We start from the raw sequence: 25,981 nt of genomic DNA, 5'->3' as shown, positions 1-25,981 counted from the left end.
TCAAGTCTGCAGCGAGGTCTTGAACACCTGGCCGGCATGCTCACGCAGGGTATGGAACTGGATTTTGGGCGCCAGTTCCTGCATCACCCGCAATTCGCTGGCATGAGTAAGCAAGACCGCCGGCGCATCGACCACGTCGTAGGCGATGCGGTGGGCATTGGTTTCGATGAACCGCTTGAGCGCCTGCGGATCGTCGCAAGTGAACCAGCGCGCCATGCGGTATTTGCTGCTTTCCATGCGCGCCTCCACGCCATACTCCGACCTGAGCCGGTGCTGCACCACTTCGAACTGCAGTGTTCCCACGGCCCCCAGCAGTAGGCTGCCGGCGGTGGACGGGCGAAAGACCTGAATCGCGCCCTCCTCGCCCAGTTGCTGCAGCCCGGTGCGCAGTTGTTTGCTGCGCATCGGGTCGGCAATTTCGACCGCACGAAACATCTCGGGCGCGAAGAACGGCAGCCCGGTGAACTGCAGTTCTTCCCCCTCGCTCAGGCTATCACCCAGATGCAGCGTGCCGTGATTGGGAATGCCGACGATATCGCCGGCAAACGCTTCGTCCAGCAACTCGCGCCGCTGCGACATGAAGGTGACGACGCTGCCCGGCCGAATGTCTTTGCCCGTGCGCCCCACCCGAATTTTCATGCCGCGTTCGAAATGGCCCGAGACAATGCGAACGAACGCAATGCGGTCACGGTGAGCCGGGTCCATATTGGCCTGGATCTTGAACACCACGCCGGTAAACGCGCTTTCGTCCGGCTGCACCACCCGCGTAGTCGCCGCGCGCGGCAATGGAGACGGCGCGAGTTCCACCAGCGCATCGAGCACCTCCTGCACGCCGAAGTTGTTGATCGCCGAGCCGAAAAACAGCGGCGATTGACGCCCTGCGAGAAACTCCGCCGCATCAAAAGCCGGCGCTGCTTCGCGCAGCAAGCCGATTTCGCCCTGCGCCTGTTCGTAGGGCTGGCCAAAGCGGCGCGCCGACTCGGGATTGTCGAGCCCGGTCAGCATTTGGTCGTCGTCGCGCACCCGCTCCTCGCCAGGCCGGAACACCCGCATGCGGTCCAGGCGCAGGTCATAAACGCCGTGAAATTCGCGCCCCATACCCACTGGCCAGGTAAACGGCACCACGGCCATGCCCAGATTGCGCTCGATCTCGTCCATCAAGTCGAGCGGCTGGCGAACCTCGCGGTCCATCTTGTTCACAAAGGTGAGAATCGGCGTGTTGCGCGCCCGGCAGACTTCGAGCAGACGCAGCGTCTGCTCTTCGACGCCGTTGGCCGCGTCGATCACCATCAAGGCCGCGTCCACTGCGGTCAGCACGCGGTAGGTATCTTCAGAAAAGTCTTGGTGACCCGGCGTATCCAGCAGGTTGATCACGCAATCGCGCCACTCCATCTGCATGACCGACGAGGCCACCGAAATGCCCCGCTGCTTCTCGATCTCCATCCAGTCCGAAGTGGCGTGGCGACTGGCCTTGCGCGCCTTCACGCTGCCCGCAATCTGAATCGCGCCGGAGAACAACAGCAGCTTTTCGGTCAGTGTGGTCTTGCCCGCGTCGGGGTGAGAGATGATGGCGAAAGTGCGTCGCCTGCGGATCTGCTCGCGGTTCAGTTCGGATTCGTTCGTGCTCATGGTCTGGCCGGGTCGCATCTCGCGACGGCTTGCATCTGGGGTAGGCTTTGGGCTGCGTAGCGGGAAAAGAATTTGAATTTCATAGACCTGAGGCCTTGCAGCCCGCCGCTACGCGCAAAGTGGCCGCCAAATAAAAAGCGGCGCAGAAATCCCGCTATTTTGCCTGAGACCCACCCCGCATGACACGCCAAATCGTCCTCGACACCGAGACCACCGGCCTCAATCCCGCCAGCGGCGACCGCATCATCGAAGTTGCCGGAGTCGAACTGTTCAACCGCAGGCTGACGGGAAAGCACTACCACGCCTACCTCAACCCGGACCGCGCCAGCCACCCCGACGCCCTCAAAGTCCACGGACTCACCGAAGAATTTCTCTCCGACAAGCCGCGCTTCGCCCAGATCGCCGACGACCTGCTCGAGTTTGTGCGCGATGCCGAAATCATCATTCACAACGCCCCCTTCGATTGCGCCTTCCTCGACGCCGAACTCGAGCGACTCAACCGTCCCGCCTTCAAGCAACACGTCCCGCTGGTCACCGATACGCTGGCGATGGCCAAGCTGCAGTTCCCCGGAAAGTTCAACAACCTCGACGCGCTGTGCAAGCGCTTCGGCATCGACAACGCACACCGCACCCTGCACGGCGCGCTGCTAGACGCCGAATTGCTCGCCGAGGTCTATCTCAGTCTCACGCGAGGTCAAGAAAGCCTGGTGATCGATCTGGAGACGCCTCAACAACAGATGAGCGTGGCTTCGCACCGACTCGATCATTTTTCCCTGCTCGTTCGCGCCCCCAGCAGCGACGAGCAAGCCGCGCATGAAGCGTTTCTGCAATTGCTCGACAAAAAAAGCCAAGGCAAGAGCATCTGGCGTCCGGGCGCGGAGGCGAGCCAAAACAGTTGAACCGAAAAAACTGTGCAATAATTGCGGACTTTGCTGATCGTCCTTCCTGGAACGGAAGGGTGATTCGGGCGGTTAACTCAGCGGTAGAGTGCCACCTTCACACGGTGGAAGCCACTGGTTCGATCCCAGTACCGCCCACCAGTTTATTATTCGGCATAGTTCAAAGAGAGCCGTAAAGCATACAGAAATCAATGCTTTACGGCTTTTTTTATTCCGTAGCTGTTCGGTGTCGTTCTTTGACATCCGCGAGTTGATAGGGGTACAAAGCAGGGGTACATCAGAAAGGCATGGGGTACATGCCTAGATGGAGGGAACCCATGCCGCTGACCGATACCGTCGCCCGCAACGCAAAGGCCACCGACCGCGCCCAAAAGCTCACGGATGAAAAGGGGCTCTATCTACTGGTTCACCCGAATGGGTCGAAATACTGGCGCTTCAAGTATCACTACTTGAAGCTTGAGAAAACTTTGGCATTGGGTGTGTACCCCGAAGTCAGCCTCAAGGCTGCCCGCGAAAAACGCGACGATGCACGGCGCATGCTGGCCGATGGCATCGACCCCAGCGAGGCCCGCAAGGCCGCCAAGGCCCGCGCGCTGCAGATGGCTGAAGACTCATTCGAGGCTATCGCGATGGAATGGGCCAAGCGCCACCTGGCCGCGCGGTCGGAAAGCCACCGAACCCGCGTAATCCGCAGGCTTGAGCGTGAGGTCTTCCCATTCCTGGGCAAGAAACCGATTGCGTCCATTACCGCGCCCGACATCCTGGCCGTGCTGCGCAAGATCGAGACACGCGGCGTGCTCGACACTGCCCACCGCACCCAGCAGACCATCGGCACCGTGATTCGCTACGCCGTGGCCACCGGCCGCGCCGAGACAGACCCGACCGCTGCCCTACGGGGCGCGCTGCCCGCCTACAAATCGGTGCACATGGCCGCCCACGCCCGCAAGATCTTCATTACGCCAGGCGCCGGGCTCGCACCGTTCCAGCCGATGTTTCGGTAGCCTGAAAGGCAAGCCGAACTCGACAGCGCCGTGCTGTAATTTGGATGAAGGACCGTCGCGCAGGACATCACTGCCCGCTTGCGTCCAATGCCCGGGATGGTCGTGCAGTGCCTCAGTCGCGAAGAGCCCCAACCGGAGGCTCCACTGATCGGTGGCCGCAAGCCCCGAGTTGCGCCCCCATAGAATCGCGAAGCGCCTTACTTACGCCTACGCTGATGCAAAACCGACAGTCCAGCACCCAGCTTGCGCCACGCTCCAAGGAGGGGTGGCGGGCGTACTGGTACCGGGTGATGTATTACCACGACGAGCGCGACGAAAAGCTATTCGATCTGGTGCTGATCGGCTTCATTCTGCTCAGCGTGCTGATCACCGTGCTCGATTCGGTGCAGGCCGTGCATGTTCGTGCGCATGGAGTGTTTTATGTTTTAGAGTGGATTTTCACCATCGCCTTCACGCTGGAGTATGTGCTTCGGCTGTCCGTGGTGCAGAACCCGTGGCGGTATGCGCGCAGCTTTTTCGGCATCATCGATCTGCTGTCTTTCTTGCCGGCGTATCTGGAGTTGCTTTTTCTCGGGTCGGGCCATCTGACGGTTATCCGGACTCTCCGGGTGCTGCGTATTTTCCGAATTCTCAAGCTGATGGAATACACCAGCGCGTCGAATCAGATGCTCGATGCGCTGTCTCGCAGCAAGAACAAGATTTTTGTGTTCGTGCTCAGCGTGCTGACGCTGACCACTATTTTCGGCTCCATCATGTATCTGGTCGAGGGACCGCAAAACGGCTTCACCAGCATCCCGCGTGGCATCTACTGGGCCATCGTCACCATGGCCACGGTGGGTTTTGGCGACATCACGCCGAAGACGGCGCTGGGACAGATCATCACCGCGGGCATCATCATCGTGGGCTACGGCATCATCGCCGTGCCGACGGGCATCTATTCGGCGGAGCTGATCAACTCGTATCGGAACCAGCGCCGCGTCGAAGAACACCGCCAGGCGCAAGAGGAAGACGCCAAGGCGTGCTCGCGTTGCGGGCTGGTCGGGCACACTGCAGATGCCCGCTATTGCCGCCGCTGCGGCGAAGCGCTGCCGGGTATCAGCCGGGCCACATCTTCCCCGGATTCATCAGATTCTGCGGATCGAGCGCCTGCTTGAGGGCGCGCATCTGGGCCAGCGCAACCGGGTTGCCGTAACGCGCCAGATCGTCCCGCTTGAGCTGGCCGACTCCGTGTTCTGCCGAGAACGTTCCGCCGCAAGCCACCGCGGCATCGTGCACGATGCGGTTGCAAACGGCTTGATGCTCGGCCAGAAAACGTGCCGCATCCGCGCCCACCGGGGCCTGCACGTTGTAGTGCAGATTGCCGTCGCCCAGATGGCCGAAAACCACCAGACGCGCGCCGGGCAGCGCCTGCGTCACCAACTCGGCGGTGGACTCGACAAAGGCAACCATGCGCGAGAGCGGTACGCCAATATCGTGCTTGATGTTCAGCCCTTCCTGCGCCTGCGCCAGCGGAATCGATTCACGCAAATGCCAGAGCGCCTGGCTTTGCGCCAGGCTCTGCGCCACGGCTGCATTGACGATCAAACCATCGTTCAGCGCCATCTCCAGCAAAGACTCCAGACGCGCCCTGCCCTGCGGCTCGCCCTCGGTTTCGCTCGACTCCAGCAGCACGCACCAGGCGCTGGGCAACTCAAAAGGCAAAGCGAGTTGCGGAAAATGTTGCTGCACCAGTTGCAGACTGTGCGCGCTCATCAGCTCGAAGCCGGTCAGGCTGCACCCGAGCCGGGCGTTTGCTAAGCCGAGCAGGCCAATGGCGGCGGCCACGTCGTGCACGGCCACCAGCGCGGTGATCTGCGCCGCCGGTTGCGCAAAGAGCTTGAGCGCCGCCGCGGTGATGATGCCCAGCGTACCCTCGGAGCCGACGTATAGATCGCGCAGGCTGTAGCCGGTATTGTTCTTACGCAGCAGGTTGAGTGCGTCGAGCACCTCGCCCTGCGCGGTGACGACTTCCAGTCCGAGACACAACTCGCGGGCATTGCCGTAGCGCAAGACCGCCGTGCCGCCAGCGTTGGTCGAAAGATTGCCGCCTATGGTGCAACTGCCCTCAGCGGCCAGAGACAGCGGGAACAGCAGACCGTGCTCGGCCGCGGCTTGCTGCACGGCGGCCAGCACACACCCGGCTTCCGCGACGAGCACGCCGCCCGCGGGGTCGATGGAGCGAATGCGGTTGAGTCGCCGGGTACTCAGCACGATCTGCTCGCCGCTGGCGTCTGGCGTGGCCCCGCCGACCAGGCCAGTATTGCCGCCCTGCGGCACCACCCCCACGCCATGCAGCGCGCAAAGCTGCACCACCCCGGCCACCTGCGCGGCGTCGCCCGGCAGCACCACGGCTAGCGCGCGTCCCTGATAGCGTTTGCGCCAATCGGTAAGATAGGGTGCACAGTCTTCCGCCAGGTGCAGCACATGCGACGTGCCCAGCAAGGCGCGCAAGGCGTCCAGAAAGCGATGCTGTTCAGCGGGCAGCACGGCGCGGCGCTCCGGTGCGCAAAAAACCGGCCACGCTGAGGAACAACAGCAGCGAGAGCAGCAGTTCAATCCACCCCAGCCCGCGCGAGGCGGCGCTGGGGTCGGTCAGCGCGCGGGTGATGCCCTCGGCCGCGTAAAACCACAACAGGAGACTCAGCCAGCGAAACGTCTGCGCCCGGCCCCTCAGCACGCCGGGCACGGCGGGCAAAAGGGGCAGCACCTTGAGCACCAGCAGCGATCCTCCGGGATGCAGCGGCGCCGCCCAAAGCTCCCAGACCACACACAGCAGGATGAGCGCCAGCAGGCTGGCCACCGCACCCCGGTGCCAGACATGCTGCCAGGAGGCGGTCGATAACGGTTGAGAAGAATCCGACATCATGCGCACGGTTCAGTCTGCCGCAAGCTTGAGCGCCACTCGCGCCAAACGCTGCCCCAGCGCGAAGGCCAGGCGCTTTTCTTCTTCGCTCACCGGCAGGCTGGCATCGGGCGCGGCATGATGGCTGGCGCCGTAGGGCGTGCCGCCGCCGCGGGTGGTCATCAGCCCCGTCTCGGTGTAGGGCAGGCCGACGATCAGCATGCCGTGGTGCAGCAGCGGCAGCATCATCGACAGCAGGGTGCTTTCCTGGCCGCCATGCAGCGTGCCGGTGGAGGTGAACACCGCCGCCGGCTTACCCGCCAGAGCGCCCGAAAGCCATAGCGCTGAGGTCTGGTCGAGAAAGTATTTGAGCGGCGCGGCCATATTGCCAAACCGAGTGGGCGAGCCCAGCGCCAGAGCGGCGCATTCCTGCAGGTCGCTCAGTTCCACATAAGGCGGCCCGTCGTCGGGAATGGACGGTGCAGTCTGTTCCGCCACGGTGCTGACCCGCGGCACGGTACGCACCCGCGGCAGCGCCCCCGGCACCTGCGCCACGCCTTGCGCCATACTTTCGGCCAGCGTGCGGGTGCCGCCGTGTACGCTGTAATACAGAATCAGGATGTCTTTCATGCCGCTATCGTATTGCCATGCCCCGCCTACGCCCCTCCGACACCCTGCTCGCCAGCCTGCGCACCCTGGCCCGGCGCTTTGCTCAGGACAATCTGGCGCAAACCGCGGGTAGTCTCACCTTCACCACCCTCATCTCCCTGGTGCCCCTGCTCACCGTGGTGCTGGCGGTGTTCACCGCGTTTCCGGCGTTCGACAGAATGCAGGGACAGATCCAGGCGCATCTGGCGCAAACCATGCTGCCCGATGGCATCTCGGATAAGGTGTATCACTACCTCAGCGATTTCGCCGCCAAGGCCAAGAGCCTCGGGGTGGTCAGCGTGGTTTTTCTCATCGTCACCGCCACTTCGATGATGCTGACCGTCGACCGTGCGCTCAACGCCATCTGGCGCACCCCGCGGCCCCGTTCGCTGGCGCAGCGCGTGCTGCTCTACTGGGCCGGTTTCACCCTCGGCCCACTGGTGCTGGGCGCGAGTATCGGTCTGATGAGCTTCGTCGCTGGCGCACACCGCGGCTTGCTGCACCACCTGCCCGGCGGGGCCAGCGCATTGCTGAGCTTTGCTTCGTGGGCCGTCATGGCTGTGGCGCTGGCGGCGCTGTTCCGCTTCATTCCCAACACCGAAGTGCGTTGGCGCGATGCGCTCATTGGCGGATTCGTCGCCGCGCTGGCCTTCAGTCTGGGCGGGCGGGCGCTGGCCTGGTATTTCTCCACCGTCACCACCTACACCGCGGTCTACGGCACCTTCGCGGCCCTGCCCCTGCTGCTGTTGTGGATCTACTTCAGCTGGATCGCCGTGCTGGTCGGCGCCATGATCGCGGCCTACCTGCCTTCGCTGCGTGTGCGCGCGATCCGGCTGGACGGCTATGCGGGCGCCGAGTTTCTCAACGCGGTGCAAGTGCTCAAGCTGCTCCACGGCGCGCGCCTGGCGCCCGATTGCGGCCTGCCCGCCGATCAACTCTCCAAGCGCCTGCGCATCGATCCCCTGCAATTGCAAGACCTGCTCACCGTGCTGGAACGTCTGGGCTGGATCGGCAAGGTCGCCGCCAAGCCCCGCAGCCCCTCGCGCTGGGCGCTGCTCTGCAACCCCGAGGCCACGCCCCTTGGGCCATTGATCGACGCGCTGCTGCTCGATAAAAAGCGCGCTGCTCACACCTCGGCGCTGCTCGGCCACATGCTCAGCGATGAAGAGCGCGACTGGAATCTGGCCCAACTGCTATCGGAACCGCCCGTCACAGCCGATGCGTCAGCATCTGCCACCACATCGCCCAGTCGCCCATGAAACTGAACAGCGGGCGCTTGAACGTCGCCGGTCGGTTGTGTTCGACAAAAAAGTGAGCCGCCCAGGCAAAAGCGTAGCCGCAGATGACGGCCGCGAGCAGCCACCATGGGTTGGCGGTGAAAATGAGAAAAAACAAGCAGATCAGCGCCAGGGTCGAGCCAGCGAAGTGCAGCTTGCGGGTGAGCGGCAGCCGGTGCTCGGCCAGATACAGCGGATAAAACTCGGCAAACGTGCGCGCCCCGGCGAGTTGCGCGGCGTTGGGGGGTGACGGCGCCTCAGGCTGAGCCTGCGGGCGATGATGATGTGCACGCATGGGGTGTCTCCAGATTCGTGCTTCGGACTACACTACTGTAGGCGAGCTGTCGGAGCGTCAGCGGCCGCACATCCGAGTTTTCGCGGCTTCGTATTCCCGCTGCAGTTGGGCCACAAGGTCTGCGGCGGGCTGCACCCGGTCCACGGCGCCTATGCCCTGGCCGCAGCCCCAGATGTCTTTCCAGGCTTTGGCTCCGCCGATGGCGGCGGCGAAATCCATCTTGCTCGGATCGCCCTCGGGCAGATGGTCGGGATCGAGCCCGGCGGCGGCAATCGAGCCGCGCAGGTAGTTGCCGTGCACGCCGGTGAACAGGCTGGAGTACACGATGTCTTGCGCGCTGCTGTCCACGATCATCTGCTTGTAGCCCTCGGCGGCGCGCGCCTCGTCGGTGGCGATGAAGGCGCTGCCGATATAGGCCAGATCGGCCCCCATGGCCTGCGCGGCAAGCACCGAGTCGCCACGGGCAATGGCGCCTGAAAGCACAACCGGCCCGTCGAACCAGCGCCGGGTTTCCTGCACCAGCGCAAAAGGCGATTGCGTGCCCGCGTGTCCGCCGGCGCCGGCCGCCACCAGAATGAGACCGTCTGCGCCCTTCTCCACCGCTTTGTGCGCAAAGGTCTGGTTGATCACATCGTGCAGCACGATGCCACCCCAACCATGTACGCCCTGATTCACTTCGGGGCGAGCGCCCAGCGAGGTGATGACGATGGGCACTCGGTACTTGGCGCAGAGCATCATGTCCTGCTCCAGGCGCTCGTTGCTGCGGTGAACGATCTGGTTGACCGCGAACGGCGCAGCGGGCTGGTCGGGATGGGCCGCGTTCCACGCAGCCAGTGCCTCGGTGATTTCGGCCAGCCATTCGTCGAGCTGCGACGCCGGGCGGGCATTCAGCGCGGGAAAACTACCGACGATGCCCGCGGTGCATTGCGCAATCACCAACTTGGGATTGGAGATGATGAACAGCGGCGACCCGATGACAGGCAGCTGCAGCTTGGAAAGAATGGCGGGCAGACTCATCTCAGAACGCCTCCACCGGCAGGGCCATCACGCTGTCGGCGCCACTCAAGACCGCGTCGCGCAAACCGCCGCAGCGCGGCAGGATGTGGGCGCAGTAAAACGCAGCGGTGGCCCGTTTGGCTTGGGCGAAGGCGGCTTCATCCGCCGGAAGGTCGCGCGTGGCCAGCCAGCTTTGCGCCATCTGCCAACCGGCCATCAGGTTGCCCGCCAGCATCAGATACGGCACGCTGCCCGCGAACACCGTATTGGGGTCGGACTTGCCGTGCGCCGCGACAAACGCCACCACCTGCGCATACGCCTCGCGGGCTTGCCGCAGCTGGCCGGCCATGGCCACGGCCTGCGCATCGCCCGTGGCCGTGAGCGCCTCTTCGACCTTGCTCACCCGCGCGGCGAAGTGCAGCGCCAGGGCGCCGCCATCGCGCACCGTCTTGCGTCCCACCAGATCATTGGCCTGGATGGCCGTGGTGCCCTCGTAGATGGTGAGAATGCGGGCGTCGCGGTAATACTGGGCCGCCCCCGTCTCTTCGATGAAGCCCATGCCGCCGTGCACCTGCACGCCCAGGCTCGCCACCTCGATGCTCATCTCTGTCGAGTAGCCCTTGACCAGCGGCACCAGAAACTCGTAGGCCGCCTCGTGCGCAGCGCGCTGCCCGGCATCGGGATGGGCGCGGCCCACGTCGTGCAGACTCGCGGCCACCAGCGCGAGTGCGCGGCAGCCTTCGGTGAGCGCGCGCATGGTCATGAGCATGCGGCGCACATCGGGGTGATGCACGATGCTCACCGACTGCGCCGCGCTGCCGTCCACCGGGCGCGACTGCACTCGATCCTTGGCATAGGCCGCCGCCTTTTGGTAAGCCCGCTCGGCTACGGCAATGCCCTGCAGGCCCACGGCGTAGCGGGCCGCGTTCATCATGATGAACATGTATTCCAGCCCGCGATTGGCCTCGCCCACCAGCTCGCCAATCGCGCCGGTTCCCACCTCGCCCTTGCCGTCGCCGTAAATCAGCACCGCCGTCGGGCTGGCCTTGATACCCAGCTTGTGCTCGATGGAGGCGCACCAAACGTCGTTGCGCCGCCCGTCTTCCAGCACCTTGAGCACGATGAACAGCGAAATGCCCTTGACCCCCGCCGGCGCATCCGGAAGGCGGGCCAGCACCAAGTGGACGATGTTGTCCGCCATGTCGTGCTCGCCATAAGTGATGTAAATTTTCTGGCCGAACAGCCGGTAAGTTCCGTCGCCCTGCGGCTCAGCGCGGCTGCGCACCAGCGCCAGATCAGAGCCCGCCTGCGGCTCGGTGAGGTTCATGGTGCCAGTCCACTCGCCCGAGATCAGCCTGGGGATGTAGCGCTGCTTCTGCGCATCGGTACCCGCAGTGAGCAAGGCTTCGATGGCGCCGTCTGACAAGAGCGGGCACAGCGCGAAACTGAGGTTGGCGCTGTTGAGCATTTCGGTGCAGGCCGCCGAGATGCTTTTGGGCAAACCCTGCCCGCCAAATTCAGCCGAATGCTGCAGCCCTTGCCACCCGCCATCGACGAATTGCCGGAACGCCTGCTTGAACCCCGGGGTGGTGGTCACCTTGCCGTCTGCCCAGGCGCTGGGATGGAGGTCGCCCTCGCGGTTCAGCGGAGCGATCACATCGCGGTTGAATTTGCCGCATTCCTCCAGCACTGCGGCCGCCGTGTCGGGGGTCGCGTCCTCGAAACCTGGCAGTTTGGAAATGGACTCCAGGCCTGCGAGATGTTCGAGGTCGAACATCATGTCGCGGATGGGGGCGATATAGCTCATGCGAGTCTCCGTCTGGGGATGTTGGGGGTGCAGCCGTCTGCGCGGCCGTAGTCGGGTGTCAACACGTTGTGAACGGGCGGGGTTTAAGCCTCAAATCTGCTTGACCATTTCCGGCACGGCGGTGAACAAGTCGGCCACCAAACCGTAATCAGCCACGCCGAAGATCGGCGCTTCTTCGTCTTTGTTGATGGCGACGATGACCTTGCTGTCTTTCATACCGGCCAGATGCTGGATGGCGCCGGATATGCCCACGGCCACATAGAGTTGCGGCGCGACGATCTTGCCGGTTTGCCCCACCTGCCAGTCGTTGGGGGCATAGCCCGCATCGACCGCCGCGCGGCTGGCGCCCATCGCGGCGCCGAGTTTGTCGGCCAGCGGGGTCATCACGGCCTCGAAGTTTTCCTTGCTGCCCAGGCCGCGCCCGCCGGAGACGATGATCTTCGCCGCGGTGAGTTCCGGCCGCTCGCTCTTGGTGGTTTCGCGCCCGACCAGGCTGGACAGCCCGGCATCGGCCACGGCGTCAACGCTGCTCACCTCGGCCGTGCCGCCGGTCGCGGCCACCGGGTCGAAGCCCGTGGTGCGCACGGTGATGACCTTGATCTTGTCGCTGCTTTGCACCGTGGCAATGGCGTTGCCAGCGTAGATGGGGCGATCGAAAGTATCGGGGCTGTGCACATGAATGATGTCGGAAACCTGCGCCACATCGAGCAGGGCCGCCACGCGCGGGGCGATGTTTTTGCCGAAGGCCGTGGCCGGCGCCAGGATGTGGCTGTAGGACGGCGCCAAAGCCAGCACTTGCGCAGCGCTGGCTTCCGCCAGGCCCGCGGCGAGTTGCGGCGCGTCGGCGCACAACACCTTGCTCACGCCAGCAGCCTGCGCGGCAGCCTGGGCAACCGCTGCGCAGTTTTGCCCGGCAACGAGCACATGCACTTGCGGGTCGCACAGCAGCGCGGCGGCAATGGTGTTGAGGGTGGAGGGTTTGAGAACCTGGTTGTCGTGTTCGGCAATGACGAGTGCGGTCATGGAAAAATCCTCGAATGGGTTGCTTGCGGAAAGCCGCTCAGGGAAGGCAGGTCAGATGACCTTGGCCTCGGTCTTCAGACGGTCGACCAGCGTGGCGACATCGGGCACCTTCACGCCCGCGCCGCGCTTGGGCGGCTCGGCAACCTTCAGCGTTTTGAGTCGCGGGCTCACATCCACGCCCAGTTCTTCCGGCTTGAGGGTATCAATCGGCTTTTTCTTCGCCTTCATGATGTTGGGCAGAGTGACGTAGCGCGGCTCGTTGAGCCGCAGGTCGGTGGTGATGACGGCGGGCAGCTTGACCGCGATCGTCTCCAGTCCGCCATCCACCTCGCGGGTAACTTTCGCCTGCGTGCCGTCGAGTTCGACCTTGGACGCAAAGGTAGCCTGCGACCAGCCCAGCAGAGCAGCCAGCATTTGCCCGGTCTGGTTGGAATCGTCATCGATGGCCTGCTTGCCCAGAATGACCAACTGCGCACCCTCTTTCTCGACCACAGCCTTGAGCAGCTTGGCCACGGCCAGGGGCTGCAACTCAGCCTCGCTTTCCACCAGCACACCGCGGTCGGCGCCGATCGCCATGGCGGTGCGCAGGGTCTCGCCGCAGGCGGCTACACCACAACTCACCGCGACGATCTCGGTTGCCGCGCCCTTTTCCTTGAGCCGCACCGCTTCTTCCACGGCGATTTCGTCAAACGGGTTCATGCTCATCTTCACACCGGCGGTATCGATGCCGCTGCCATCCGACTTGACCCGCACCTTGACGTTGTAATCCACCACGCGCTTGACCGCGACCAGCACTTTCATGCAATTGCTCCAGTAGGGTTTGTTGTGTGGGTCAGTATAGGCAGCGCCCTGACCTGAACGGACTGACGGACCCATAATAGAACGACCGTTCGTTTTTGGCAGTGTAACGACGGACGCGGCCGCAAATCAAGCCCCGCGCAAAGGGCTCATTTCCTTTGGCGGCATCAGGAAGGGCCGCTTTCAAAGCGGATTTCTACAGATCAATCGCTTCGCGGGAATGCGCCTGCGCGCGCAAGGCGTATTTCTGGATCTTGCCGGTGGACGTTTTGGGCACCTCGCCAAACACCACTTTGCGCGGCGTTTTGAAGCCTGCGAGGTGAGCTTTGCAGAACGCGATGATTTCTTCTTCGGTCACCGCTCGGCCTTGCTTGAGTTCGACAAACGCGCAGGGACTCTCGCCCCATTTCGGATCGGGCATGGCCACCACGGCGGCCACCAGCACAGCGGGATGGCGGTAAAGCACGTCTTCGACTTCGATGCTGGAGATGTTTTCCCCGCCCGAAATAATGACGTCCTTGCTGCGATCCTTGATCTTGATGTAGCCGTCGGGATCGACCACCGCGAGGTCGCCGCTGTGAAACCAGCCGCCATGAAAAGCCTGCTCGGTCGCCTCGGGGTTGCCCAGATAGCCTTTCATCATGATGTTGCCGCGAAACATGATTTCGCCCAGGGTTTGCCCATCGTGCGGCACTTCTTCCAGGGTGTCTGAGTTCCGCACGGTCGCGGCATTCTGCAGGTGATAGCGCACGCCCTGCCGCGCATTCAAACGCGCGCGCTCGGGCAGCGGCAGCTCAGTCCAGGACTCCTGTTTGGCGCAAACCGTCGCCGGGCCATACACCTCGGTGAGGCCGTAGGTGTGAGTCAGATCGAAGCCCATGGCTTCGAGCCCCTCGATCAGTGCCGCGGGTGGCGCGGCTCCGGCCACCATGGCCCGCACCGCGTGGTGAATGCCGGCTTTCATCTCGGCGGGCGCATTGACCAGCAGATTTTGGACGATCGGGGCGCCGCAGTAATGCGTTACACCCGCGCTTCGGATGCGATCGAAAATGGCCTGCGCCTCGACCTTGCGCAGACAGACGTTGACCCCGGCCCGCGCGGCCACCGTCCACGGAAAGCACCAGCCGTTGCAATGAAACATGGGCAGAGTCCACAGATAGACCGGGTGCTTGGGCATGTCCCATTCGAGAATATTGGACACCGCATTCACATACGCGCCGCGATGGGAGTACACCACGCCCTTGGGTTTGCCGGTCGTGCCGGAGGTGTAATTCAAGGAGATCGAATCCCACTCGTCGGCCACATCGGGCAACGCCTCGCTCGCCAGACCTTCTGCGAGCAGCGCCTCATAATTCAGCGCGCCGATGCCTTGGCCGCCGGGCACGAACTCCGGATCGGGCACGTCGATCACCAGCGGCGGCGCCAGACCCTGCTCCACCGCGAGCGCCACGGCCTGCTGCATCACGGCCGCCAGTTCAGGATCGACCAGCACGGCCTTGGCGCCGCCGTGCAGCAGCATGTAGGCCAGCGCCTCGGCGTCGAGCCGGGTGTTGAGGGTGTTGAGCACCAGCCCGGCCATGGGCACGCCGAACTGCGCTTCCACCATGGTCGGCACATTGGGCAGCATGACCGCCACCACATCCCCGCGCTGCAGGCCCCGTCGCACCAGGGCCGATGCCAGCCGTCGGCAGCGCTCGCGCGTCTGCGCCCAGTTGCGCTGCAGGCTGCCGTGAAGGACGGCCAAGCGCTGCGGATAAAGGTCGGCGGCATGATCCAGAAAGATCAGCGGCGTGAGCGGCGCGTGGTTGGCGCAATTGGGGGTGAGGTCAGCGTCTTGCATATCGGTCTCCTTGTCTCGACAACATGCTGCAGCAGACGCCTTTCGCAGACCTTGCGTGGGAGCCTGCGCTCGCTATTGGCGCTCTGCAGCCTGCGCGGCTGGCTCCTTGCCCGGCGCCCATTGCAAAACCCGCTGCGGAAACGGAATCTCGATCCCGTTTTGTTTGAGCGCATGCCAGATGGCGAGATTGACCTGGCCGCGCACGCCCAGTGTGCCGTGTTCCGGGTCGGCAATCCAGTAGCCCACGGTGATGTTGATGGCGCTTTCGCCAAACGCATCGAGTACCGCGCTCGGGCCGGGGCTTTGCAAGACGCGCGGCACGGACTGCGCCGCCTCTTTGATCAGCACCAGCGCCTTTTCAACGTCGGTGTCGTACGACACGCCCACGGTGGTGGAGAGCCAGACGTTGGGGTCGTTATACGAGAGGTTTTCGATGCGGTTGGCGATCAGCATTTCGTTGGGCACGATGGAGTCCGTGCCCCCGGCGCTGCGCACCAGGGTGTAACGGGTCTTGATGTCGATGATCTGGCCCTGAAAAGTCTCCACTCGCACGTTGTCGCCCACGCGCAGACTGCGTTCGAGCAGAATGACAAAGCCCGAGACGTAGTTGGCTGCGATTTTCTGCAAACCCAGACCGAGGCCGACACCCAAGGCACCACCAAACACGCTGAGCACGGTGAGATCGATGCCCACCATCTGCAAGGCGGTGAGGATGGCCACCAGCAGCACCACCGACCGCAGCAGCCGGGTGAACACCAGACGCAGGCTGGCGTCCAACGGCGAGCGCATCAGCCGCGATTCCAGCAGCGACGAGACCCACAGCGCCAGCAGCAGCGTGACGGCGATGGACGCCGCGCCCTTGAGCAAGGTCCAGCCGGAAAGTCGCTGACTGCCCAGGGAAATCGACAGGGCATCGAGCGCTTCGTGAATTTCAGGCAGCACACCTGCCAGATGCAGGGCCAGCGTCACCCACAGGCCGATACTGACCACCCGCACCAGATAGTGCACGCCGCCATCCTTGGAAAACCGTTGCCTTGCGACCGAGCCTGCCAGACGCACCAGCAGCAGCACCAACAGCACCGGCAGCGCCAGTTTGAGCAGCGGCAGTTTGAGCAGCAGATACGAGCCATGCCGCACCAGAACCAGCGCCAGCAAGGCCACCGCAGGAAATCCCAGGCCGTAGCGCCAGGTCGCGTGAAACGCCGTCTTCCAGTTGGGCAGCTTGCGCACCTGCTTTTCAAGCGCCGTGCCCAACAGCACACCCAGCGCCACAACGCCCAGCAGAATGCCGATCTGCAGCCGCAGTTGCTCTGGGGATTGGTGGGTAAACGCCGCGATAAGAGGAGATTCGATCAACATGCGCAAAAGCCCGAATGGCCCGAATGAACAGGCGGGCATGGTAGCCCGCCGCACCCGCGTGCTCTTCTATGGTGCGCTGGGTGGCGGCACCGGCAACGGCGCTGCCGACGGCTTGGCGGCATTCTGTCGCGCCTGCTCGGCCTGCTTCTCGGCGTAGGTCTTTTGCTTGGCGGCGAAGTCGGCCTCCGCCTGCTTGATCTCTGCAGCGCGCTGCGCCGGGCTCATTTGGCTTTGCGGCGCAGGGGCCGGAAACAGGCGCCCCACAGGCGGTGGCACGGGCGCAGCGGCGGTGGCAGGCGTCTTCGGCGGCGCTGCAGCGGCTTGTGCGGCGCGTTGGGCGGCTTGTTGGGCGGCCTGCTGCTGTCGCTGTGCAAGGTCGGCTTCGCGTGCCGCGCTCTGCTGCTCGGCTTGTGCGCGGTCGGGCTGCCCGCGCTGTGAGGCGGCCATATTCGCCTGCACCCGGCGGAGTTCGTCTTCGGCAGCACGCAGGCGGCCGCGCAATGCAATGGCCTGCAGATCGGTGTCGATGGGGGTCAGTGCGGCGCGCTCTTTCTTGTGCGCCGCGTCGAGGCAGTCGTTGACGAAAAAGCGCTGCAGACAGGCACCGCGCTGCGCCGCGTACTCCGCCTGCACCTGCGCGCGCTGCTGCTGCAAGGCGGCTTGTTGCGCAGCGTCTTGGGCCGGGGTGGGTTGCGCCGTCGTCGCCAGGGCTGCGCTCGAACCCAGGCAAGCCATCAGCACCCACCCGACTGGGAAAACCTTTTGGAAGACGTTCATACCAGCGTGGCCTCGCCCTGGCGCCGCCCCTCGCGCAAATATTCGGCGCTCTGCATTTCGTTCAGGCGCGAAACGGTGCGGGTGAATTCATAGTCGAGCGGCCCGTGCACATAAAGCTGCTCGGGCGGCACGGCGGCAGACAGAATCAGTTTGATGCGGCGGTCGTACAGCACGTCCACCAGCAGGGTGAAGCGGCGCGCGGCGCTGGCCATGTCTTCGGTCATCAGCGGCACGTCGGACAGCAGCACGGTGTGAAAGCGGCTGGCGAGTTCGAGGTAGTCGTTTTGCGAACGCGCGGTTTCGCAGAGTTCGTGAAAGCTGAACCACACCACGCCGCCGGCCCGCTGCAGAGCCTGCACTTCGCGGCCTTCGATGGTCAGCACCGGGTCTTCTTCAGTGCTCGAAGCCATGCGCTCGAAGGCCTGTTCCATGCGGGCTTGCGCCTCGTCTCCCAGCGGGGTGATGTAGAGGTTGAGTTCGCGCAGGGCTTTGTGGCGATAGTCCACACCCGCATCGATTTTGACCACATCCATTTTTTGTTTGATGAGTTCGATGGCGGGCAGTATGCGGTCGCGGTGCAGACCATCAGGATAAAGATCGTCGGGATGAAAGTTGGAGGTGGCAACCATTTGCACCCCATGATCGAACAGCCCGTCGAGCAGGCGGTGCAGGATCATGGCGTCGGTCACATCGCTGATGTGAAACTCGTCGAAGCAGATCAGCCTGAAGCGCCGCGCAATGCGTTTGGAAAGCTCGGTCAGCGGATCGACCGTGCCCTGCAATGCGGCCATTTCGCGCTGCACCTCGTGCATGAACTCGTGGAAATGCAGCCGCGTTTTGCGCAGCAGCGGCACGGTGACAAAAAACGCATCCATCAGCATGGACTTGCCCCGCCCCACGCCGCCGTAGAGGTAAACCCCGCGTGGCAATTCGGGATGCACCAGGGCTCGGCGAATGGCGCTCGACCGGCGCGACTTGTACTCGACCCATTCGTCGTAACACTGCTGCAGACGGGCCACGCCCGCGCGCTGGGCGGCATCCGCAGTAAAGCCTCTCTCACTCAGGGATTGCTCGAAATACTCGGTGACGTTCATGCGCTGCCGTTCAGAAGTTCAGCGTGCGGCCCGCAACGCCCAGCGCCGCTTCCTTCAGGCTCTCCGACAGCGTGGGGTGAGCGTGGCAGATGCGGGCGATGTCTTCGCTGGCGGCCTTGAATTCCATCGCCACGGCGGCCTCGGCGATCAGCTCCGAGGCCATCGGGCCGATGATGTGCACGCCGAGAATTTCATCGGTCTGCGCATCGGCCAGCATTTTGACGAAGCCCGTGGTGTCGCCCAGGGCACGGGCACGGCCATTGGCCATGAAGGGAAAACTTCCCGCCTTGTAAGCGCGGCCTGCGACCTTGAGCTGCTGCTCGGTTTGTCCGACCCAGGCGATTTCGGGCGCGGTGTAAATCACCCAGGGCACGGTGTTGAAATCGACGTGCGGTTTCTGCCCGGCGATGCGCTCGGCCACGGCCACGCCCTCTTCCTCCGCCTTGTGCGCCAGCATGGGGCCACGCACCACATCACCCACCGCCCAGATGCCCGGCAGGTTGGTGCGGCAGTCGGCATCCACCTGAATGAAGCCGCGCTCGTCGAGTTGCAGGCCGATGGTTTGTGCACCGAGCGAGTCGGTATTCGGCTTGCGACCGACGGAGACGATGAGCCGCTCGACCTTGAGCGTCTGTGCTTCGCCTTTGGCGTTGGTCCACTCGACGGTCACCCCGTTTTTCAGTACCTTGGTCGCCGTGATTTTCGCGCCTAGATGGATCGCCAGCCCCTGTTTGGTGAACTGCTTGAGCGCCTCTTTGGCGATCTGCGCATCGGCGGCGGCGAGAAAGTCGGGCATGGCTTCGAGCAGGGTGACTTGCGCACCAAGGCGGCGCCACACGCTGCCCATCTCCAGCCCGATCACCCCCGCGCCGATCACGCCCAGCGTCTTGGGCACAGCGTCGATGGACAGCGCGCCGTCGTTGGACAGCACGCGCTGCTCATCGAAGTCCAGACCGGGCAGACTGCGCGGCACCGAGCCGGTCGCCACGATGATCTGCTTGGCCGACAGCACCTGCTCGGCGTCCTTGCCCGTCACCGCGACCTGCCAGCCTGCGTCGGCGTTGCCGCCTTTGAGCGCGGCTGTGCCGTGGAAAAACGTGACCTTGTTCTTCTTGAACAGATAGAGAATGCCCTCGTTGTTCTGCTTGACCACTTGGGCCTTGCGCTGCTGCATGACGGGTACATCGATGGACAGGCCGCTCACGCCAATGCCATGCGCGGCGAAATCGTGACCCGCCTGCTCGAAATGCTCGCTCGACTGCAACAGCGCCTTGGAGGGAATGCAGCCGATATTGGTGCAGGTGCCACCAGGCGCCGGGCCGCCCTGGGCATTTCGCCAGGCGTCGATGCAGGCCACGTTCAGGCCCAGTTGAGCGGCGCGGATGGCGGCGATATAGCCGCCAGGGCCAGCGCCGATGACGATGAGATCAAATTCCGAAGACATGATGGTTTCCTGGTTGCGCGCACGCGGCGCGTCGACGCGAATAAGCGGATGAAGCCTTGGCTCGGCGCCCGGATCAAAGATCGAGCAGCAGACGCGCGGGGTCTTCGAGCGCCTCTTTCATCGCCACCAGGCCGAGCACCGCTTCGCGGCCGTCGATCAGGCGATGGTCGTAGCTCATTGCCAGGTAGTTCATCGGGCGAATCACGATCTGACCGTCTTCGACCACGGGTCGGTCTTTGGTGGCGTGGATGCCCAGAATGGCCGACTGCGGCGGATTGATGATGGGCGTGGACAGCATCGAGCCGAACACTCCGCCGTTGCTGATGGAGAAGGTGCCGCCGGTGAGCTCCTCGATGGTCAGCTTGCCGTCACGTGCCTTGGCACCAAAATCGGCGATGGCTTTTTCGATGTCGGCAAAACTCATCTGATCGGCATTGCGCAGAATGGGCACCACCAGCCCGCGCGGACTGCCCACGGCGATGCCGATGTCGAAGTAGCCGTGATAGACGATGTCATTGCCGTCGATCGAGGCGTTGAGCAGCGGGAACTTGCGCAGCGCATGCACCGCGGCGCGCACAAAAAAGCTCATGAAACCCAGCTTCACGCCGTGCTGCTTCTCGAACTTGTCTTTGTACAGATTGCGCATGTCGATCACCGGCTTCATGTTCACTTCGTTGAAGGTGGTGAGGATGGCGTTGGTGGCCTGCGACTGCAGCAGCCGTTCGGCGATGCGCGCGCGCAGGCGGCTCATCGGCACGCGCTGTTCGGGCCGGTCGGTGTAGGCGGCGAGATCGAGATCGGCCTCCACCGGCTGCAACGCGGGGATAGTGAGCGAGGGCATTGCGGCCGCAGCGGTCGCCGGTTTCGGCGCGGGCGTTGGGGCTGGAACGGTCGGCGGCTTGGGCGCAGCCGCAGCCTGCAAGGCATCGCCCTTGGTAATGCGGCCGCCGCGCCCGGTGCCCGCCACGTCTGACGGATTCACGCCCTGCTCGGCCATGATCTTCGCCGCAGCCGGCATAGCCACCGCCGCGCCTGCGGAGGGCGCCGCAGGCGCAACTGCAGATGCAATCGCGGTCGGAGCCGAAGCAGCCGGTTCAGCCGCCTTGACTGGCGCCACGGGCAACGGGCTGGTCTGCGGCTTGGCTTCAGTGTCGATCTTGGCGATGACTTCGTCGCTGGTCACCAATTCGCCGTCGTTCTTGACGATCTGCGCCATCACCCCGGCTTCGGGAGCGGGCACTTCGAGCACCACTTTGTCGGTCTCGATTTCAATCAGGATTTCATCCTGCGCCACGGGTTCGCCGGGCTTTTTCTTCCAGGTCAGCAGAGTGGCTTCAGCCACGGATTCGGAGAGTTGGGGAACTTTGATGTCGATCAGCGCCATGATGGAGTCCGGTATTTTTAAGGCGGCCGCGAGAAAGGAAGGGAACTGCGGGAACTGCGCGGCCAGTGAACGGTGTCAGAAGATTTTTTGTGGGTTTCGGGGCGGCCGGTACGCGCGCCGCCCGTCATCAATCAGCGCGTCAGCACATAGCCTTTGAGCTTGCCGAAGGCCGCGCTCAGAAGCTCTTTTTGCTGCTCGGCATGTTTGGCGTAATAGCCCACCGCGGTCGATGCGGAGGCAGGCCGCCCGGCGTAACCGAGCTTCTGCCCTTCGAGCATGTTTTCGTGGATGTGATGCTGTACGAAGAACCATGCGCCCTGATTCTGCGGCTCGTCCTGGCACCACACGATGTCGCGCGCATTGGGGTAGCGTTTGACTTCAGCCGCAAAGGCCTTGTGCGGGAAGGGATAGATCTGCTCAAGACGAATGATGGCCACATCGTCGATCTTGCGCTCGGTGCGCGCCGCCAGCAGGTCGTAATACACCCGCCCGGAGCAGGCCACGATGCGCTTGACTTTATCGGCCTGCAGTTCTTCCACCTCAGGCAAGACCACCTCGAAACGGCTGTTCGCCAGATCGGATAGCGGCGACTTGGCATGCGGGTGTCGCAGCAGCGACTTGGGCGTCATGATGATCAGCGGCTTGCGGAAGGGCCGCAGCATCTGCCGCCGCAGTAGATGAAAAATCTGCGACGGGTTGGTCGGCTGGCAGACCTGCATATTGGTTTCGGCGCAAAGCTGCAGGTAGCGCTCCAGGCGCGCCGAAGAGTGCTCCGGCCCCTGCCCTTCGTAGCCGTGCGGCAGCATCAGCGTCAGGCCACAGGCGCGGCCCCACTTCACTTCGCCAGCCGAGATGAACTGGTCGATCAGCACTTGCGCGCCATTGGCGAAATCGCCGAACTGAGCCTCCCAGATCACCAGGGTGCGGGGGTCGGCGGTGGAGTAGCCGTATTCGAAGCCGAGCACCGCCTCTTCCGACAGAATGGAGTCGATCACGGTGAACGGCGCCTGCCCTTCGGCGACGTTCTGCAGCGGGATGTAGGTGCCGACGTCCCACTTTTCGCGGCTTTGGTCATGCAGCACCGAGTGGCGATGGCTGAAAGTGCCGCGACCGCTGTCTTCGCCGGAGAGCCGCACCGGAAAACCATTGGCCACTAGCGAGGCGAAGGCCATGTGCTCGCCCATGCCCCAGTCCAGCGGCATTTCGCCGCGGCCCATCTTGGCGCGGTCGGCAATCACTTTTTCGACCAAGGGGTGAAGCTTGAAATTCTCTGGCACGGTGGTAATGCGCTCGGCCAGCCGCTTGAGCTCGGTCATCGGCAGGGCCGTGTCGGCGCTGTCGGTCCAGCGGCGGTTGAGGTAGGGCGACCAGTCGACCGCGTACTTGCTCTTGTAGTTGGTGAGCACCGGCTCCAGGCTGATGCCCGACTCCATTTCGGCACGGAATTCGTGCACCAACTGATCGGCATCGGCCGCGGCAATCACCCCTTGGCTCACCAGACGGTCTGCATAGACCTTGCGCGCGCCCGGATGCGCCACGATCTTTTTGTACATCAGCGGCTGGGTGACGGCGGGGGTGTCCTGCTCGTTGTGCCCCAGTTTGCGGAAACAAACGATATCCACCACCACGTCATGATGGAACTGTTTGCGATAGTCGAGCGCCAGACTGGTCGCAAAGGCCACGCTCTCAGGATCGTCGCCATTCACATGCAGGATGGGCGCCTCGATCATTTTCGCCACATCGGTGCAGTACAGCGTGGAGCGCGCATCACGCGGATCGGAGGTGGTGAAGCCGATCTGGTTGTTGATGACAATGTGCACCGTGCCGCCCGTGGTGTAGCCGCGAGTCTGCGCCAGCGCCAGGGTTTCCATCACCACGCCCTGCCCGGCAAACGACGCGTCGCCATGCACCAGCACCGGCAACACCGTTTCACCGAGCGCGTCGCCGCGCCGATCCAGCCGCGCCCGGGTGGAGCCTTCGATCACCGGATTGACGATTTCCAGATGCGACGGGTTGAACGCCAGGCTCAGATGCACCGGGCCGCCGGGCGTGGACACATCGCTGGAAAAGCCCTGGTGATACTTCACGTCACCGGACGGCAGGTCATCTGCATGTTTGCCCTCGAACTCGTCGAACAAGTCCTGCGGCCGTTTGCCCAGGGTGTTGACCAGCACGTTGAGGCGGCCGCGGTGCGCCATGCCGATGACGACTTCCTGAATGCCCAGCGCGCCCGCGCGCTGAACCAGGGTATCCATGGCGACGATAAAACTCTCGCCGCCTTCGAGCGAAAAGCGCTTCTGGCCGACATATTTGGTCGCCAGATAACGCTCCAGCCCTTCAGCAGCGGTCAACCGTTCAAGCAGATGTTTTTTCGCCTCGGCATCGACATCCGGGCGCGTGCGGGTGGATTCCAGCCGCTGTTGCCACCAGCGTTTCTGGTCCTGATCGCTGAGGTACATGAACTCGGCGCCCAGTGAGCCGCAGTAGGTTTCGTGTAGGTTGTTGAGCAGTTCGCGCAGTGACAGATTTTCGCGATCGAAAAAGGTGTTGCTGACGTTGAACACGGTTTCCAGATCGGCATCGGTAAAGCCATAGAACGACGGCTCCAGGTCCGGGATATTCGGTCGTTCGGTGCGTTTGAGCGGGTCGAGATCGGCCCAGCGCACTCCCACATTGCGGTAGGCGGCGATCAGTTGCTGCGCGGCAACCCGTTTACGCGCCAGTTCACCATCGGCCACTGCCTGCAAGGTGCGGATCGGGCCGGATTTGGCGCGCTCGGCAAAGGCCGACACCACCGGGGCATGCGGCACATCGCGCGCATTGCTGCCGTCGAGCGCGGGCACATGTTGCAGCGCATCGAAGTATTCGCGCCAATGGTCGGGAACCGAACCGGGATTGGAGAGATAGCTCTCGTACATCTCTTCGACATACGGGGCATTGCCGCCGAAGAGATAGGAATTGGCTTTGAATTTCTGCATCAACATATGCGCTCACAGTCTGCCGGGCACCCCGGCGCTCAGTGGGAGAACATCCTTCCGCGGCTCGGGCTGCCCGATTGGCGGATTGCGGCTTTAGAAGGGCCTGGACTCAAACGAGTCTGGCAACACTCTAGCACGCAGTTTTGATGCAACGCAAAGCAGGGATGTAAGTGAGCGTTTCAGCAAGGATCAGCTGAGGGGCGCTGCCCTTGGCCCATCGCCCCCGCAATCACTTGGGCTTGCAAGTCAAATCAAATGCTTACCATGCGCTCATCCGCAAAAAAAAGTAGCGCACGACAAGCCTAGGCCTGCTGAGCGCGCATTGGTCTTATTGCCAGCAGTTCGCCTAACGAGGACACCGTCATGCCCATCAAAACTTTGACACGACGCTTTGTTGTATTTCCCCTTCCCGCTCTGCTCCTCGGCGCCTTGCTGTTGACGGGGTGCGGCGGTGGAGGTAGTTCGACAGCCAGCCCATCGGCGGACCAAAATTCCGCCTTGACTTCGAGTTCTACGACTCCGAGTTCTACGACCCCGAGTTCCACGACCCCGAGTTCTACAACCCCGAGTTCCACGGCACCCAGCGGCACCGCATCCAATTCAAGTTCTGCATCGCCGTCTGCCCCGACAAACAATGTGGGTGTCGTCAATGTCGCCGCACACGCGCTGAAGGTCGATGTGTCGGGTATCGGTACGTCTCCCATGACCACGCCCCCGGTCAACACGCCTGCATCGGGTTCCATCATCCTGGTGCAGGTGCTCACTCAAAATACCGGTACTTTCTCCAGTCTCACCGACAACAAGGGCAACACTTACACGCGCATCGGCAATGCGCAAACCTATGCAGGGGTCGGGGCCGGCAGCTACCTTTATGCCTGCGTCAACGCCAAGGGAGGTACAGGACAGACCTGGAGCCTGAACAAAACGTCGAGCTATGAAGACAACGAGGCAACCTTGTTCGTTGTGGTGCTGTCGGGCGCAAGCGCGCTGGGCGATTGGACGTACAGCGATTCGCGCTCAAACGACAGTGCGAAACCTCTGACCACCACGGGTCCGAACAGTCTGGTCGTGTCCTTCTGGGGCCCCGCCGATTTCACCGGCTCTCAGAGCGATCCCACCAACGTCTACAACGCGCCTGTTGGCTGGACGCGTCTGGATATGGGCAACAACTCGCTGAACTCCAACAGTGGAGCCGATGCCTGGCAGACCGTATCCTATGCTGGCACAGCGGTTAACCCTGAATGGTCAGCGGAAACCGCCATCAACAACCCCACCAGCTCCATGTGGCTGGTGGAAGTGAAGCCCTGAGGGTTTAGTCGTCAGCGATGTCCTGCCCGGGAAACAACTCGTCCGTAAAACCGAACCGGCTGAAATCGCGGATGCGCATGGGGTAGAGCTTGCCGATCAGATGATCGCACTCATGCTGCACGACGCGGGCATGGAAGCCTTCGGCCTCGCGGTCGATGGGGTTGCCATAGGGATCCATGCCGCGGTAGCGAATCCGGCGAAAGCGCGGCACCCAGCCGCGCAGGCCGGGCACCGATAAACAGCCTTCCCAGCCCTCTTCCTCGGCATCGTCGAGCACTGAAATTTCCGGGTTGATGAGGACGGTCTGCGGCACGGCTGGCGCCTCAGGGTAACGGGCGCTTTGGCTGAAACCGAAAATCACCACGGCCAGGTCAACCCCGATCTGCGGCGCGGCAAGGCCAACACCACCGGCCGCCTGCATGGTCTCGAACAGATCGGCGATCAGGGCGTGAAGTTCGGGCGTATCCGCCTTGACCACCGGTTTGGCGACGCGCAACAGCCGGGGGTCGCCCATGCGCAAAATGGTGTGGAGTGTCATCGGCT

22 protein-coding genes and 1 tRNA gene are annotated in these 25,981 nt (G+C 63.4%); 6 read left to right on the top strand and 17 right to left on the bottom strand.

Features of this window, described 5'->3' with window-relative positions:
• Entirely contained in the window at positions 1-1,629 is a 1,629-nt protein-coding gene (locus THI_RS07730) for a peptide chain release factor 3 (protein WP_041609200.1), read from the bottom strand.
• A gap of 179 nt (positions 1,630-1,808) precedes the next feature.
• On the opposite strand from THI_RS07730, the gene dnaQ reads away from it, so the two are divergent.
• From dnaQ to THI_RS07710, 4 genes are all read left to right on the top strand, one after another.
• On the top strand, positions 1,809-2,528 hold the full coding sequence (gene dnaQ / locus THI_RS07725) for a DNA polymerase III subunit epsilon (protein WP_013105695.1): 720 nt from the start codon (positions 1,809-1,811) through the stop codon (positions 2,526-2,528).
• 66 nt (positions 2,529-2,594) lie between these two features.
• Positions 2,595-2,669, top strand: a tRNA-Val gene (locus THI_RS07720).
• Positions 2,670-2,845: 176 nt separating this feature from the next.
• On the top strand, positions 2,846-3,529 hold the full coding sequence (locus THI_RS07715; protein ID WP_050985925.1) for a tyrosine-type recombinase/integrase: 684 nt from the start codon (positions 2,846-2,848) through the stop codon (positions 3,527-3,529).
• A gap of 215 nt (positions 3,530-3,744) precedes the next feature.
• Positions 3,745-4,683, top strand: a complete 939-nt coding sequence (locus THI_RS07710; RefSeq protein ID WP_013105694.1) for an ion transporter — start codon at positions 3,745-3,747, stop codon at positions 4,681-4,683.
• Here THI_RS07710 and THI_RS07705 read toward each other — a convergent pair.
• The 3 genes from THI_RS07705 to wrbA are packed head-to-tail and all read right to left on the bottom strand — an operon-like array spanning position 4,625 to position 7,040.
• On the bottom strand, positions 4,625-6,055 hold the full coding sequence (locus THI_RS07705; protein WP_013105693.1) for an FAD-binding oxidoreductase: 1,431 nt from the start codon (positions 6,053-6,055) through the stop codon (positions 4,625-4,627). The two genes, THI_RS07710 and THI_RS07705, sit on opposite strands and share 59 nt — an antisense overlap.
• On the bottom strand, positions 6,042-6,431 hold the full coding sequence (locus THI_RS07700) for a DUF2069 domain-containing protein (protein WP_050986039.1): 390 nt from the start codon (positions 6,429-6,431) through the stop codon (positions 6,042-6,044). The genes THI_RS07705 and THI_RS07700 overlap by 14 nt, the downstream gene beginning before the upstream one ends.
• Before the next feature lie 12 nt (positions 6,432-6,443).
• The gene (gene wrbA, locus THI_RS07695; protein ID WP_013105691.1) at positions 6,444-7,040 is read right to left on the bottom strand and encodes an NAD(P)H:quinone oxidoreductase; all 597 of its coding nucleotides are present in this window, start codon (positions 7,038-7,040) and stop codon (positions 6,444-6,446) included.
• Positions 7,041-7,057: 17 nt separating this feature from the next.
• Here wrbA and THI_RS07690 point away from each other — a divergent pair, with 17 nt between their 5' ends.
• Entirely contained in the window at positions 7,058-8,317 is a 1,260-nt protein-coding gene (locus tag THI_RS07690; RefSeq protein ID WP_013105690.1) for a YihY family inner membrane protein, read from the top strand.
• Here the strand turns inward: THI_RS07690 and THI_RS07685 are convergent.
• The 12 genes from THI_RS07685 to THI_RS07630 form a co-directional block, all read right to left on the bottom strand.
• On the bottom strand, positions 8,268-8,630 hold the full coding sequence (locus tag THI_RS07685; RefSeq protein ID WP_013105689.1) for an Mpo1-like protein: 363 nt from the start codon (positions 8,628-8,630) through the stop codon (positions 8,268-8,270). The genes THI_RS07690 and THI_RS07685 overlap by 50 nt on opposite strands.
• A gap of 57 nt (positions 8,631-8,687) precedes the next feature.
• Positions 8,688-9,647, bottom strand: coding sequence for an NAD(P)H-dependent flavin oxidoreductase (locus THI_RS07680; RefSeq protein ID WP_013105688.1), 960 nt, complete (start codon positions 9,645-9,647; stop codon positions 8,688-8,690).
• 1 nt (position 9,648) lies between these two features.
• Complete coding sequence (locus THI_RS07675) at positions 9,649-11,433, bottom strand: acyl-CoA dehydrogenase (RefSeq protein ID WP_013105687.1); 1,785 nt, start codon at positions 11,431-11,433, stop codon at positions 9,649-9,651.
• 90 nt (positions 11,434-11,523) lie between these two features.
• The gene (locus tag THI_RS07670; RefSeq protein WP_013105686.1) at positions 11,524-12,456 is read right to left on the bottom strand and encodes an electron transfer flavoprotein subunit alpha/FixB family protein; all 933 of its coding nucleotides are present in this window, start codon (positions 12,454-12,456) and stop codon (positions 11,524-11,526) included.
• Positions 12,457-12,507: 51 nt separating this feature from the next.
• Positions 12,508-13,257 (bottom strand): electron transfer flavoprotein subunit beta/FixA family protein, encoded by a 750-nt coding sequence (locus THI_RS07665; protein WP_013105685.1) that lies wholly within the window; start codon positions 13,255-13,257, stop codon positions 12,508-12,510.
• Positions 13,258-13,450: 193 nt separating this feature from the next.
• Entirely contained in the window at positions 13,451-15,094 is a 1,644-nt protein-coding gene (locus tag THI_RS07660) for an acyl-CoA synthetase (protein WP_013105684.1), read from the bottom strand.
• A gap of 72 nt (positions 15,095-15,166) precedes the next feature.
• Positions 15,167-16,453 carry a mechanosensitive ion channel family protein gene (locus tag THI_RS07655; protein WP_013105683.1) on the bottom strand — a complete coding sequence of 429 codons (1,287 nt, stop codon included), beginning with the start codon at positions 16,451-16,453 and terminating at the stop codon, positions 15,167-15,169.
• 66 nt (positions 16,454-16,519) lie between these two features.
• Complete coding sequence (locus tag THI_RS07650) at positions 16,520-17,230, bottom strand: hypothetical protein (RefSeq protein ID WP_013105682.1); 711 nt, start codon at positions 17,228-17,230, stop codon at positions 16,520-16,522.
• Positions 17,227-18,324: a cell division protein ZapE gene (zapE, locus tag THI_RS07645; protein ID WP_013105681.1), complete on the bottom strand. Its 1,098-nt coding sequence runs from the start codon at positions 18,322-18,324 to the stop codon at positions 17,227-17,229. Before zapE ends, THI_RS07650 begins: the two co-directional genes overlap by 4 nt.
• Positions 18,325-18,334: 10 nt before the next feature.
• Positions 18,335-19,768, bottom strand: a complete 1,434-nt coding sequence (gene lpdA, locus THI_RS07640) for a dihydrolipoyl dehydrogenase (protein WP_013105680.1) — start codon at positions 19,766-19,768, stop codon at positions 18,335-18,337.
• Positions 19,769-19,841: 73 nt separating this feature from the next.
• The gene (odhB, locus tag THI_RS07635) at positions 19,842-21,152 is read right to left on the bottom strand and encodes a 2-oxoglutarate dehydrogenase complex dihydrolipoyllysine-residue succinyltransferase (RefSeq protein ID WP_013105679.1); all 1,311 of its coding nucleotides are present in this window, start codon (positions 21,150-21,152) and stop codon (positions 19,842-19,844) included.
• Between the two features lie 131 nt (positions 21,153-21,283).
• On the bottom strand, positions 21,284-24,136 hold the full coding sequence (locus tag THI_RS07630; protein ID WP_013105678.1) for a 2-oxoglutarate dehydrogenase E1 component: 2,853 nt from the start codon (positions 24,134-24,136) through the stop codon (positions 21,284-21,286).
• A 630-nt stretch (positions 24,137-24,766) separates the two neighbouring features.
• Here THI_RS07630 and THI_RS07620 point away from each other — a divergent pair.
• Positions 24,767-25,438, top strand: a complete 672-nt coding sequence (locus tag THI_RS07620) for a hypothetical protein (RefSeq protein ID WP_231836446.1) — start codon at positions 24,767-24,769, stop codon at positions 25,436-25,438.
• Positions 25,439-25,442: 4 nt separating this feature from the next.
• On the opposite strand, the gene def is transcribed toward THI_RS07620, so the two are convergent.
• Positions 25,443-25,976 (bottom strand): peptide deformylase, encoded by a 534-nt coding sequence (gene def / locus THI_RS07615; protein WP_013105676.1) that lies wholly within the window; start codon positions 25,974-25,976, stop codon positions 25,443-25,445.
• Between the last annotated feature and the right edge of the window lie 5 nt (positions 25,977-25,981).

This window comes from Thiomonas arsenitoxydans, assembly GCF_000253115.1.
GTDB classification, from domain to species: Bacteria; Pseudomonadota; Gammaproteobacteria; order Burkholderiales; family Burkholderiaceae_C; genus Thiomonas; species Thiomonas arsenitoxydans.
The sequence above is the reverse complement of the archived record's forward strand: the minus strand, read 5'-3'. Positions and strand labels throughout refer to the sequence as shown.

Coding starts and splice junctions, on each gene's coding strand:
- THI_RS07730 (WP_041609200.1), bottom strand. CDS start 1,629: ATGAGCACGAACGAATCCGAACTGAACCGCGAGCAGATCCGCAGGCGA.
- dnaQ (WP_013105695.1), top strand. CDS start 1,809: ATGACACGCCAAATCGTCCTCGACACCGAGACCACCGGCCTCAATCCC.
- THI_RS07715 (WP_050985925.1), top strand. CDS start 2,846: ATGCCGCTGACCGATACCGTCGCCCGCAACGCAAAGGCCACCGACCGC.
- THI_RS07710 (WP_013105694.1), top strand. CDS start 3,745: ATGCAAAACCGACAGTCCAGCACCCAGCTTGCGCCACGCTCCAAGGAG.
- THI_RS07700 (WP_050986039.1), bottom strand. CDS start 6,431: ATGTCGGATTCTTCTCAACCGTTATCGACCGCCTCCTGGCAGCATGTC.
- wrbA (WP_013105691.1), bottom strand. CDS start 7,040: ATGAAAGACATCCTGATTCTGTATTACAGCGTACACGGCGGCACCCGC.
- THI_RS07690 (WP_013105690.1), top strand. CDS start 7,058: ATGCCCCGCCTACGCCCCTCCGACACCCTGCTCGCCAGCCTGCGCACC.
- THI_RS07685 (WP_013105689.1), bottom strand. CDS start 8,630: ATGCGTGCACATCATCATCGCCCGCAGGCTCAGCCTGAGGCGCCGTCA.
- THI_RS07680 (WP_013105688.1), bottom strand. CDS start 9,647: ATGAGTCTGCCCGCCATTCTTTCCAAGCTGCAGCTGCCTGTCATCGGG.
- THI_RS07675 (WP_013105687.1), bottom strand. CDS start 11,433: ATGAGCTATATCGCCCCCATCCGCGACATGATGTTCGACCTCGAACAT.
- THI_RS07670 (WP_013105686.1), bottom strand. CDS start 12,456: ATGACCGCACTCGTCATTGCCGAACACGACAACCAGGTTCTCAAACCC.
- THI_RS07665 (WP_013105685.1), bottom strand. CDS start 13,257: ATGAAAGTGCTGGTCGCGGTCAAGCGCGTGGTGGATTACAACGTCAAG.
- THI_RS07660 (WP_013105684.1), bottom strand. CDS start 15,094: ATGCAAGACGCTGACCTCACCCCCAATTGCGCCAACCACGCGCCGCTC.
- THI_RS07655 (WP_013105683.1), bottom strand. CDS start 16,453: ATGTTGATCGAATCTCCTCTTATCGCGGCGTTTACCCACCAATCCCCA.
- THI_RS07650 (WP_013105682.1), bottom strand. CDS start 17,230: ATGAACGTCTTCCAAAAGGTTTTCCCAGTCGGGTGGGTGCTGATGGCT.
- zapE (WP_013105681.1), bottom strand. CDS start 18,324: ATGAACGTCACCGAGTATTTCGAGCAATCCCTGAGTGAGAGAGGCTTT.
- lpdA (WP_013105680.1), bottom strand. CDS start 19,768: ATGTCTTCGGAATTTGATCTCATCGTCATCGGCGCTGGCCCTGGCGGC.
- odhB (WP_013105679.1), bottom strand. CDS start 21,152: ATGGCGCTGATCGACATCAAAGTTCCCCAACTCTCCGAATCCGTGGCT.
- THI_RS07630 (WP_013105678.1), bottom strand. CDS start 24,136: ATGTTGATGCAGAAATTCAAAGCCAATTCCTATCTCTTCGGCGGCAAT.
- def (WP_013105676.1), bottom strand. CDS start 25,976: ATGACACTCCACACCATTTTGCGCATGGGCGACCCCCGGCTGTTGCGC.